Genomic DNA, 11,449 nt, shown 5'->3' on the forward strand with positions numbered 1-11,449 from the left:
GCGTTCGCCAGGGGATCTGTCCCGCTGATCATCACGCGCCTACCGTCGAACACACGGCACGGGTGTACGGCGGGGAGGTTCGGCGATGGCGTCGAGGAACCGGTCCCGGGAGGCGGCGGGCGGCAGGGCGGGACCGGGTTCGCGGGACGGAGCCCGGGACGCGCGCGGAGGGCCCCCGGCCCGGGTGGCCGATCCGGCCCGGCACGCGCCCGACGACGCCCTGGTCCAGGTGCACGACCTCGCCGGACGCCCCCGCGGCACGGGATTCGTCGCCGACCACCACGGCACCGTGCTCACCAGCCACGAAGCGGTCGACGGCCTCTCCCGGCTGGTCCTGCGCACCGCCGGGGACCGGCGCCGCGTGGTCGCCGCCGCCGACGTGACCCCGCTGCCCGCCCTCGGCCTGGCCCTGGTCCGCACCGAGGGACTGGGCGTCCGCCCGCTGCCCGTCACCCCGCGGGACCGCGTCGAGGCCGGCACCTACGTGCGCATCGCCGCCGGCGGCTGGCGCGAGGCCCGCGTCCTGGGCACCACCGACGTGACCTACACGGCCACCGACCGCTTCCACCTCCTCGGCGACGCGCTGGAACTGGCCTGCGGCACCTCCGGGCGGGACGCGCTGCGGCTGGGCGGCGGGGCGGCCGGCGGTCCCGTCCTCGACATCGAGACCGGCGCCGTCCTGGGTGTCCTCGGCACCGCGCTCAGCTCCGGGCACAGCGACGTCGGCTTCGCCGTGCCGCTGCGCCACACGGACACGGGCCCGCTCGCCGCCCTCCTCGCCGAGAACGCCGCGACGGTCCCGGCCTACGGGGCCGATCTCAACCTCGCGGGTGTCCTCGCCCTCACGGCGACCTCGGTCGGGCAGGACGGTCCGCGGGGCGCGTCGGGGGAGTGCGGGGACGCCCGCGCGGTGGAGGGCTCCGGGCCGTCCGGCGGCGCACCCTCGGTGGAACCGGTGGTGAAGCCGGTCGAACGGCCCGCGGTGACCCGCGCGTTCACCGCCTTCGCCGCGAGCCGCGCCGGCGTACTGGGCCTGGTCGGCGCGCCGGGCAGCGGCCGTACGACCGAGCTGGCGGCCCTCGCCGCCCGCCGCTCCCGGGGCCCCGCACCGGCACCCACGCTGTGGCTGCGCGGCGCCGACCTGTGCGACGAGGACATGTCGCTGGCGGACGCCGTGCGCCGGACGCTGGACCGGGCCGCCCGCATCGTGGCCGCCTCGGACCGCGCCCGCCCCGACGACCTCGGAGACATCGCCCCGGAACGCCTCGCCCACCTGGCCCGCACCGCCGGACGGCCCCTCCTCCTCCTGCTCGACGGCCCCGAGGAGATGCCGCCCGTCCTCGCCCACCGCCTCCCCGAGTGGACCGAGGGCACCGCGGCCTGGCTGGGGGAGACGGGCATCCGCCTGGTCATCGCCTGCCGCGCGGAGTACTGGGAGCACGCGGGAGCGGAGTTCCCCCGGGACCTGCTGTACGGCCCGGCACCCGAGGACCGTCCCGCCGCACCGATTGCGGCGGACGACGCCGGGAGGCCGCTGTGGGCGACGCCGGGGGCGGCACGCCAGGGCGGGGCTGCCGTACCGGTGCCGTACTGGGCGGCGGGGTCCAGGCCAGCGGTCGCCCAGGGCGGGGCTGCCGCACCCGTGCCGTCCTGGGCGGCTGACGGGGGACGCGGGTCGGCCGGTGCCGTGCCATCGTCCGGGGCGGCGGGGGCCGGACCGGGGCCGTGTCCGCCGGTCTCTACGTCCGCGGCACCTTGGTCGTCGGCGGCGCCCGTGGGGGATCCCGGGGCCGGGACGGCGGTCGTCCAGGGCGGGACTGCCGTACCCGTGCCGTCCTGGGCGGCTGCCGAGGGACGCGTGTCGGCCGGTGCCGTGCCGTCGGCGGGGGCCGGACCTGGATCGTGTCCGCCGGTCCCGGCGTCCGCGGCGCCTTGGTCGCCGGCGGCGCCCATGGGGGATCCCGGGGCCGGGGCGGTGGTCGTCCAGGCCGGGGCCGCCGTACCCGTGCCGTCCTGGGCGGTTGCCGGGGCGCGCCCGTCGGCCGGGGCGGTGGGGGCCGGAGCCGGGCCCTGGGCGCCGAGTCCGGCATCCACCGGTCCCCGGTCGTCGATGCCGCCCCTGGGAGGCCGCGGGGCCGGGACGGCGGTCGGCGTACCCCGGTCGGGGTTCGGCGGCGTGGGGTCGGCCGCCCCCGGGCCGTTGCTGCCGCCCTGCGTTCCGCTCGGTGACCTGGGTGACGAAGAGGCCCGGGAGGCGCGCGCCCGCCACGGTGTCACGGACGGCGCCCTCGTCGCCCCCGACGACCGGCACCCCCTCACCCTGCGCCTGCTCGGTGAGGTCCACGTCGGCCTCGACGTGCCTGGGTCGCCCGTCGACCGGGACGAGGTCTTCCAGGCGTACCTGGACCTCACGTGCCTGCGCGTCGCGACCCGCCTGGCCGGGGAGAACGGCCTGCGTGGCACCGCCGTACGCCGTCTCGCGGCGAAGGTCTCCGGGCAGGTCCACGAGGCCGCCCGGCGCAGTCTCGGCCCCGGACAGGGCGCGCTGGACCGGGAGTCCTTCGAGACGCTGTTCCCGTGGGGGCCCGCCCCGGCGAGGCTCGGCGGCGGCACCGGCTGGGCGTCGGCCGTGCTCGCCGAGGGCCTCCTCGTCCCCGCGGGCCCCGGCTACCGCTTCGCGCACGAGGAGCTGGCCGACTGGATCCAGGGCGTCCACCTCGACCTGGACGAGGCCCTGCGCGCCCTCGTCCACCGCCGCGGCAGCCCGCACGCCACACACGACCCGCACACCCTCCCCGTGCCCCACCACCGCATCGGCCCCGTCGTCGAGGCCGTCCTGCTCCTCGCCCGGCAGCACGGCGTCCTCCAACTCGCCCTGACCCTCGAGGAGCTGGTGAACGCCCTCGACGCCGACCCTCACTCCTGGTGGGCCCCCCGGCTGCTCACCCGCGTCCTCGCGCGCGTGCCCGACGCGACGCCGTACACGGAGGTGCTGCGGCTCCTCGCCGACGGCCTCGCGGAACGGCGCGGAGAGGGACGGCCGGCGCCGGCGGAGTTCGGACCCGCGTTCTGGACGGGCCTGCGGCTGCCCGAGGCCACCCGGCTGGACCTGCTGCGCCGCCTGGTCCTCGCCGACGGCCCCCCGAGCGAACCGGGCCCCCGCCACCTCGACACCGTCGCGGCCCTGCTCACCGCCGCCCCCGGGGCCGTACAGCCGCTGCTCGTCCGCTGGTTCGACGACGACCGGCCGCTGCCCGCCACCCCGCACGCCACCGTCGCGACGGCCGCGCAGGCGCTGCTGCACACCCACCGCCACCGCGGCCTGGACGGACTCACCGAGGTCCTCGTCGACAGCACCCACCGGCGCGCCGACGAGCTGCTCGCCGTCCTGGCCGAGGAGGAACCCTCGGCCCTGTGCCGGGCCGTCGAGCGGTGGGCGCGCGACGAGCGCCCCGAGCGGCGGAGCGCCGCCGTCACCCACGGCCTGCGCACCGCCCCGCACTCCCGCACCGCCGCCGACCGCACCCTGCTCCGGCACGCCGCCCTCGTCCTGCTCGCCGGACCCGCCGACAGCCCGCTGCACGGCGGCGCGCTCGCCCTGCTCGTGCACGACCCGGACAGCCGCGAACGCCACCTCCCGAGGGCACTGGACCACTTCGCGGCCGGCGACCCCCACCTCCCGCCGAGCGCGGTGGCCACCGCCCTGCCCACCCATCCGGAAGCCGTCCTCGAGGCCTTCCGGGCCCGGCTGCGCGGCCCCGACGCGGGGGAGGCGCTGCGCGTGCTCGCCGACGCCACCACACCCGCGCTGGCCCGCCGGGTCGCCGCCCTCGTGGCGCGAGCCGTCGCGGACCGCCCCGAGACCGCCGGACACCTGGCCGCCTACGTCGACCGGCGCCTGGACCGGGACCCCGCCGACCGCGCCGTACTCCTCCCCTTCGTCACCCCTCTCCTCGACGACGGCCCCGAGCCCGCGCGGGCCGCCCTCGCCGGTGTCCTCCCCGCCGACGGCACCGCCGCGACCGGCCCGCTCCGCCGGGAACTGCGCGAGCACCTCCTCGCCCACGAGCAGGCCCCCGCCGTGCTGGAAGCGCTGCTGTACGCGGCCGCCCGGTGCACCGGTGAGGACCAGCGCGCCCTCGTCCACCGCACCGGTCTCCTCCTCGTCCGTACACCCGACGGAGCCACCCGTTTCGACCGCGGGCTGGTCGACCTGGCCCGTCACCTCCCGGGCTTCGCCACCCGGCTGACCGGCTGGCTGGCCGACGCGCCGCCGGACTGGGCCGCGCTGGTCGGCCCCAGCGCGCGCCGCACGATCGAGAACCTCGCGGGAGCCCGGGTCCCCGCCTGACCCCGGCCCGGACGGCATGGCACCCTTAGACCTGCGTAAGGGTCACCACCGGACCCACCGAGATCACGGAAACCACCAAGGAGCAGACACAGTGCAGCGCTGGCGTGGCTTGGAGGACATCCCCGAGGACTGGGGACGCAGCGTCGTCACCATCGGCTCCTACGACGGCGTCCACCGCGGGCACCAGCTGATCATCAAGCACGCCGTGGACCGCGCCCGCGAGCTGGGCGTCCCCGCCGTCGTCGTCACCTTCGACCCGCACCCCAGCGAGGTCGTCCGCCCCGGCAGCCACCCGCCCCTGCTCGCCGCGCACCACCGCCGTGCCGAACTGATGGCGGACCTGGGCGTGGACGCGGTGCTGATCCTGCCGTTCACGACGGAGTTCTCGAAGCTCTCCGCGGCGGACTTCGTGGTGAAGGTCCTGGTCGACCGGCTGCGCGCCAAGGCGGTCGTCGAGGGCCCCAACTTCCGCTTCGGCCACAAGGCCGCGGGCAACGTGGACTTCCTCACCGAGCAGGGCAAGGTCTACGACTTCGAGGTCGAGGTCGTCGACCTGTACGTGACCGGTGACGCGGGCGGCGGCGAGCCGTTCTCCTCCACCCTGACCCGCCGCCTGGTCGCCGAGGGCGACGTCGGGGGCGCCGCGGAGATCCTGGGCCGCCCGCACCGCGTGGAGGGCGTGGTCGTGCGCGGCGCCCAGCGAGGGCGCGAGATGGGCTTCCCGACGGCCAACGTCGAGACCCTCCCGCACACCGCGATCCCGGCCGACGGGGTCTACGCCGGCTGGCTGCACGCCCAGGGCGAGGCGATGCCGGCCGCGATCTCGGTCGGCACCAACCCGCAGTTCGAGGGCACCGAGCGCACGGTGGAGGCGTACGCCATCGACCGCGTGGACCTCGACCTGTACGGCCTGCACGTGGCCGTCGACTTCCTCGCCTTCGTACGCGGCCAGGCGAAGTTCGAGACGCTGGACGCGCTCCTTGAGCAGATGGGCCAGGACGTCCAGAGGTGCCGCGAGATCATCGCGGCGTCGGACGTCCACCGCCCCTGAGGTTCAGCCAGGCCGGACGGTCGCCTCGTCGCCCGCTCCGGCCGTCGGCCGCTCCGCTCGTGACCGCGCCCAGTGGCAGGCGACCTGGGCCTCGTCGCCGCCGGACAGGATCTCCAGCTCCCCGTGCCGGCACGCGTCGGCCACCCCGGCCCGCTCCGCCTCACCGCCGGCCAGCACCTGGCAGCGGACGTGGAAGCGGCAGCCGGAGGGGATGAACGACGGGTCCGGGGGCTCGCCGGTGAGCACGACCGGCGTGCCCGGCGCCTCCGGCAGGACCGACAGCAGCGCCTGCGTGTACGGATGCCGCGGTGCCGTCAGCACCTGTTCCACCGGGCCCGTCTCGACGATCCGGCCGAGGTACATCACCGCCACCCGGTCGGCGATGTTCCAGGCCAGGCCCAGGTCGTGGGTCACGACCAGCGCCGACAGGCCCAGTTCGGTGCGCAGCCGCAGCAGCAGCGCGAGGATCTCGCCGCGTACCGACGCGTCGAGGGAGGCCACCGGCTCGTCCGCGACGAGGAGTTCCGGCTCCAGGACCAGCGCGCCCGCGATGACCACCCGCTGCCGCTGGCCGCCGGACAGCTCGTGCGGGTAGCGCAGGAAGAACCGCTCGGGTGGCCGCAGTCCGGCCCGGGACAGGGCCTCGGCGACCGCCGTCCGCTCGTCCCCCGCGTGACCGTGGATGCGCAGGCCCTCGGCGACGATGTCGTACACCGTGTGCCGCGGGTTGAGCGAGCCGCTCGGGTCCTGGAGGACCAGCTGGGCCCGCTTGCGGTACGCCTTCAGCGCGCGGCCCGAGCGGGCGAGCGGGGCGCCGTCGAAGGTGACCCGGCCCCCGGTCGGCGGGACCAGGCCGAGCAGGGAACGCGCGAGGGTCGTCTTGCCGCAGCCCGACTCGCCGACCAGCGCGACGATCTCACCCCGTCGGATGTCGAGGTCGACCCCGTCCACGGCCCGCGCGTCGGCGGCCCCGCGCCGGCCGGGAAACGTGACGTGCAGCCCCTGGACGCTCAGCAACGGGGGTGTGGTGCTCGTCATGGGCTGCTGCTCCTCACTCCGTCGTTCGTCACGGCGCCGCCGGAGGGACTGGCGGCTGCCTCGGTGCTGCCGGGCGCTCCGCCGTCCCCCGCGCCCACGTGGACGCAGGCCGCCCGGCGCCGCGTTCCCGCCTCGCGCAGTGCCTGGTCCTCGGTGGCGCAGAGGTCCAGGGCGACCGGGCACCTCGGGTGGAACGCGCAGCCGGAGGGCACCGCCGCCGGGTCGGGCGGGTCGCCGGGCAGGCCGCGGGGCGCGAACCGCGAGGCCGGGTCGCCGATCGTCGGGAAGGCCGCGGACAGCGCCCGGCCGTACGGATGCCGGGCGTCCTCGTAGACCTGCCGGGCCGGGCCCTCCTCGACCACCCGGCCCGCGTACATCACCGCGAGGCGGTCGCAGGTGTCGGCCAGCACGGCGAGGTCGTGGCTGATCATGATCAGGCCGACGTTCTGCTCGCCCACCAGGCCCTCGATCAGTCGCAGGATCTGCGCCTGGATCATCACGTCGAGCGCCGTGGTCGGCTCGTCGGCGACGATCAGACGCGGGTCGCAGGCGAGCGCCATCGCGATCATCACGCGCTGCCGCTGCCCGCCGGACAGCTCGTGCGGGTAGGCGCTCGCCCGGGACGCGGGCAGCCCCACCTGCTCCAGCAGCTCGCCCGTCTTCTTGCGCGCGCCGGCCGCCGTGGCCCCGCGGTGCAGCAGGACGGGCTCGGCGATCTGGTCACCGATGCGGTGCACGGCGTTCAGGGAGTGCATCGCGCCCTGGAAGACGATCGACGCCCCCGCCCAGCGCACCGCCCGCAGCCGGCCCCACTTCATGGTCAGCACGTCCTCGCCGTCCAGCAGGATCTCCCCGCCGGTCCGGGCGCCGGGCGGCAGCAGCCGCAGCAGCGCCAGTGCCAGCGTGGACTTGCCGCAGCCGGACTCGCCCGCGATGCCGAGCTTCTCGCCCGCGTCGAGGCGCAGGTCGACCCCGCGCACGGCGGCCGCGCCACCGGCGTACGTCACCTTCAGGTCCCGGACCTCCAGGAGACTCAACGGGACACCCCCAGCCTGGGATTGAGAACGGCCTCCACGGCACGCCCGCACAGCGTGAACGCCAGCGCCACGACCGCGATCCCGACGCCCGGCGGCACCAGGTACCACCAGTCGCCGGAACTCACCGACCCCGCCTCCCGCGCGTCCTGGAGCAGCCCGCCCCAGGACACCACCGTCGGGTCACCGAGCCCGAGGAAGGCCAGCGTCGCCTCGGCCAGGATCGCGGAGGAGATGATCAGGGTGGTCTGCGCGAGGACCAGCGGCATCACGTTGGGCAGCACGTGCCGGGTCATGATGTGCCAGTGCCCGCCCCCGAGCGCCTTCGCGCGTTCGATGTACGGCCGTGACTCCACCGCCAGCGTCTGCGCCCGCACCAGCCGCGCCGTGGTCGGCCACGTGGTCACACCGATCGCCAGCACGATCGTGGCGAGGGAACGGGACATGACCGTCGCCAGCACGATCGCCAGCACCAGCGTCGGCATCACCAGGAACCAGTCCGTGATCCGCATCATCACCGTGGCGTACCACCCGCGGAAGTGCCCGGCCGTGATCCCGATGACCGCGCCGATCGCCACCGACAGCGCGGCCGCGAGCAGCCCGACGAGCAGGGAGACGCGCGAGCCCCAGATCAGCAGGCCGAGCAGGTTCCGCCCGAACTGGTCCGTGCCCAGCGGGAACTGGCCGCTCGGACTCTCCAGCGGCTGCCCCGGCGCGTCGGTCACGCTGTCCACGTCCGACCCGACCGTCAGCGGCGCGGTCAACGCGACCAGCACGAACAGCGACAGCGCCGCCAGCCCGAAAAGGCCTGCCCGGTGTCTGCGGTACTCCTTCCAGAAGCGCGAGACGGAGGCACGGCGCCGCCGCCGGGCGAGCGCGCGCGGACTGGGCGCGCCCGCCTTCCCGGAGGGTTCCGCAGGGGTCTCGGTGGTCTCGGCGGTCATCGGCCCACCCTCGGGTCGAGCAGCGGATACAGGAGGTCGGCCAGCGTGTTCATCAGGATCACCGCCGCGGCGAAGACGAAGAACAGCCCCTGCACCAACGGCAGATCGGGCACGCTGAGCGCCTGGTAGAACAGCCCGCCGAGCCCCGGCCAGGAGAAGACGGTCTCGACGAGGATGACACCCGCCACGGTCCTGCCCAGGTTGACGAAGACCAGCGTCACCGTCGGCAGCAACGCGTTGGGCACGGCGTGCCGGCGCCGCACGAGGTCGTCCCTGAGCCCCTTGGCCCGCGCGGTCGTCAGATAGTCGCCGCCCATCTCGTCCAGCAGCGCCGACCGGGTGACCAGCAGCGTCTGCCCGTACTCCACGGCGACCAGCGTCACCACGGGGAGGACGAGATGGTGGGCGACGTCGAGCACGTAGGCGAAGCCCTCCTCGCCGCCCGACTCCATGCCGCCGGTCGGGAACAGGCCCGGGATCGGGTCCACGCCGACCGACAGGACGATGATGAGCAGCAGCCCCAGCCAGAAGGACGGGATGGAGTAGAGCGTCAGCGCGAGACCGGTGTTGAGCCGGTCGCCCAGCCCGCCGTGCCGCCACGCCGACCGGGTGCCGAGGAAGGCACCCAGCGCGGTGTAGATCACGAAGGCCGTGCCGGTGAGCAGCAGCGTGTTCGGCAGCGCCTCGACGATCTTGTCGACGACCGGCGCGTGGAACTGGTACGACGTGCCGAGGTCCCCGCTCAGCGCCTTGAGGCAGTAGTCCGTGAACTGCTGCCACATCGGCAGGTCGAGCCCGAACTCCTCCCGGTAGACGGCGAGCTGCTCGGCCGAGACCGGGCGCCCGCCGGTCATGAACTTCACCGGATCGCCGGGGATCAGCCGGAACAGGAAGAAACTGGTGACCAGGACGGCGAACAGGGAGACGACCGCCCCGCCCAGCTTCCCCGCCACGTACCGCGGATACCCACTGCCCCCGCGCCGCGACGGCCCGGACGGCCGCTTGCCGAGCGCGGCGCCGGTCGCGGCGAGGGGCGAGTCGGGGGGCGCGGAGTCCGTCGCGCTACTCACGGTCGTCCGCCGTCGCCCGGCGGCGGACGGCGAAGAGCACCCCGAGGCCGGCGAGGACGACGACACCCGCGACGATCCCGATCACCATGCCCGTCGACGACGAACTCCCCGAGGAGTCACCGGAGTCCGCGGGGACGGCCGACCACCAGCTCCAGTACCCGTCCTGGCCGTAGATGTTGCCCGCGTCGGACGGCATGGTGGTGATCGACTTGATCTGGTCCGTGCGGTACGCCTCGACCGCGTTCGGATACGCCATGACGTTCATGTAGCCGGTGTCGTAGAGCCGGGACTGCATCTGCTTGACGAGGTCCGCGCGCTTGCCGGCGTCGTACTCGCCCAACTGGCGTGCGTACAGGTCGTCGTACTTCTTGTCGCAGATGAAGTTGTCGGTGGCGCCGGTGTCCTTGGGCGTCGCCGGGAGCGCCGCGCAGGTGTGGATGGAGAGCACGAAGTCCGGGTCGGGGTTGACGGACCAGCCGTCGAAGGCGAGGTCGTACTTGCCGGCCAGCCAGGGGTCGGTCACGTTGTCGAGGCAGTTGAGGGTGATCGAGATGCCGAGTTCGCCCCACCACTCCTGGAGGTACTTGCCGACCGCCTTGTCGTTCGGGTCGGTGGCGTGGCACAGGACGCGGTAGTTCAGCGGCTTGCCGTCCTTGCCGACGCGCTTGCCGTCGGCGTTCTTCTTGTAGCCCGCCTCGTCCAGCAGCCGGGCCGCCTCGGCCGGGTCGTACGCCAGCTCCTGCTCGGCCGTCGGCTCGTAGAAGTACTGCGAGAAGCGCGGCGGGATGTAGCCCGCGCCCTCGACCGCGTGCCCCTGGAACACCTTGTCGACGATCGCCTTGCGGTCCACCGCCATGAACAGCGCGTTCCGCACCCGCTGGTCGAGGAGCGAGGGATGGCCGTCACCGAACTTCGTGCCGTCCTTCGCCCGGGCGCCCGGGTTGGTGGCGAGGGCGTAGAAGCGGCGGCCGGGGGCGTCGTTGACGCGGATGTTCTCCTCGCCCTTGAGGGAGTCGGCCTGGGCGGGCGTCAGGGACGGCGACCCGGCCACGAACGACACCTCGCCCTTGCGCAGGGCGGCGACGGCGGCGTCCTGGTCCTTGTAGTAGCGGAAGACCAGGTTGTCGAACTTGGGGGCGCCCCGCCAGAAGTCCTTGTTGGCCTTCAGCCGCACATAGCTGTCCGGCTTGTAGTCCGTGAGGATGAACGGCCCGTTGCCGACGATCGGGAAGTCCTTGTCGTTGTTGAACTTCGAGAAGTCCCCGACCTTCTCCCAGACGTGCTTGGGCACGATCGGTACGTCCAGCGCGGTCATCGTGGCCTGCGGCTTCTTCAGCCGGATCACCAGCTGGGTCGGGCTGGGCGCGGTGACCTTCTCGAAGTTGCCGACGAAGCTGCCGTTGGCGGTGGCGGCGGCCGGGTCGGTCATCATCTTGTTGAACGTCCACGCCGCGTCCTCGGCGGTGGCCTGCTGCCCGTCCGACCACTTGGAGTCGGAGCGGATCGTGTACGTCCAGGTCAGCTTGTCGGACGACGCCTTCCACTCGGTCGCCAGACCCGGTATGACGTGGTTGTCCTTGGCGTCGTAGTTGGTCAGGTACTCGTACGTCAGCTTGTGGATGCTCGTGCTGAGCAGGCGTACCGCCAGGAAGGGGCTGAGCGAGTCGACGCTCTGCGCCACGGCGACGGTGAGCGTCTTGTCGCCGCCCCCGTCGCCCTCCCCGGCCGTGGCCGCGGGGGCGACCGCCCCCGACGTGAGGAGCAGCGCGCAGGCGCCCGCCGCGGCGACGAGCCGGGCTCTCCACCTGCGGGGGGCGGTACGTCCACTGCCGTGCTGATCGTGTGTGCTCATGACTACCTGACCTCGCGTCATCGCACGCGGGAACGCCGGGCGTCCCCGCGTGAGGCGGGCTTGAACAGTGGTGAACGCGGAATGAAGTGTGTGTCTACCAGCGGCAGTC

Annotated in this window: 7 protein-coding genes; 2 read left to right on the top strand and 5 right to left on the bottom strand. The window is 74.4% G+C overall.

What is annotated here, in order from left to right; all coding sequences use genetic code 11:
• The first annotated feature begins 85 nt into the window (after positions 1 to 85).
• On the top strand, positions 86 to 4,351 hold the full coding sequence (locus tag ACFC1X_RS28180; protein WP_376358441.1) for a trypsin-like peptidase domain-containing protein: 4,266 nt from the start codon (positions 86 to 88) through the stop codon (positions 4,349 to 4,351).
• A 91-nt stretch (positions 4,352 to 4,442) separates the two neighbouring features.
• Positions 4,443 to 5,402 carry a bifunctional riboflavin kinase/FAD synthetase gene (locus tag ACFC1X_RS28185; RefSeq protein ID WP_376358444.1) on the top strand — a complete coding sequence of 320 codons (960 nt, stop codon included), beginning with the start codon at positions 4,443 to 4,445 and terminating at the stop codon, positions 5,400 to 5,402.
• A gap of 3 nt (positions 5,403 to 5,405) precedes the next feature.
• Here the strand turns inward: ACFC1X_RS28185 and ACFC1X_RS28190 are convergent, their stop codons facing one another.
• The 5 genes from ACFC1X_RS28190 to ACFC1X_RS28210 are packed head-to-tail and all read right to left on the bottom strand — an operon-like array spanning position 5,406 to position 11,340.
• A complete protein-coding gene (locus tag ACFC1X_RS28190) occupies positions 5,406 to 6,440 on the bottom strand; it encodes an ABC transporter ATP-binding protein (RefSeq protein ID WP_376358447.1) in 1,035 nt (344 codons plus the stop codon).
• Positions 6,437 to 7,477, bottom strand: coding sequence for an ABC transporter ATP-binding protein (locus tag ACFC1X_RS28195; protein ID WP_376358449.1), 1,041 nt, complete (start codon positions 7,475 to 7,477; stop codon positions 6,437 to 6,439). Before ACFC1X_RS28195 ends, ACFC1X_RS28190 begins: the two co-directional genes overlap by 4 nt.
• Positions 7,474 to 8,418, bottom strand: coding sequence for an ABC transporter permease (locus ACFC1X_RS28200; protein ID WP_376358452.1), 945 nt, complete (start codon positions 8,416 to 8,418; stop codon positions 7,474 to 7,476). Before ACFC1X_RS28200 ends, ACFC1X_RS28195 begins: the two co-directional genes overlap by 4 nt.
• On the bottom strand, positions 8,415 to 9,488 hold the full coding sequence (locus tag ACFC1X_RS28205) for an ABC transporter permease (RefSeq protein WP_376358455.1): 1,074 nt from the start codon (positions 9,486 to 9,488) through the stop codon (positions 8,415 to 8,417). The genes ACFC1X_RS28200 and ACFC1X_RS28205 overlap by 4 nt, the downstream gene beginning before the upstream one ends.
• Positions 9,481 to 11,340: an ABC transporter substrate-binding protein gene (locus ACFC1X_RS28210; protein WP_376358458.1), complete on the bottom strand. Its 1,860-nt coding sequence runs from the start codon at positions 11,338 to 11,340 to the stop codon at positions 9,481 to 9,483. The genes ACFC1X_RS28205 and ACFC1X_RS28210 overlap by 8 nt, the downstream gene beginning before the upstream one ends.
• Positions 11,341 to 11,449: the final 109 nt, after the last annotated feature.

This window comes from Streptomyces sp. NPDC056128 (genome assembly GCF_042263835.1).
Lineage (GTDB): Bacteria > Actinomycetota > Actinomycetes > Streptomycetales > Streptomycetaceae > Streptomyces.

Bases quoted from the DNA above. Each gene is read 5' to 3' on its own strand.
- ACFC1X_RS28180 (WP_376358441.1), top strand. From the start codon at position 86: ATGGCGTCGAGGAACCGGTCCCGGGAGGCGGCGGGCGGCAGGGCGGGA.
- ACFC1X_RS28200 (WP_376358452.1), bottom strand. From the start codon at position 8,418: ATGACCGCCGAGACCACCGAGACCCCTGCGGAACCCTCCGGGAAGGCG.
- ACFC1X_RS28210 (WP_376358458.1), bottom strand. From the start codon at position 11,340: ATGAGCACACACGATCAGCACGGCAGTGGACGTACCGCCCCCCGCAGG.
- ACFC1X_RS28190 (WP_376358447.1), bottom strand. From the start codon at position 6,440: ATGACGAGCACCACACCCCCGTTGCTGAGCGTCCAGGGGCTGCACGTC.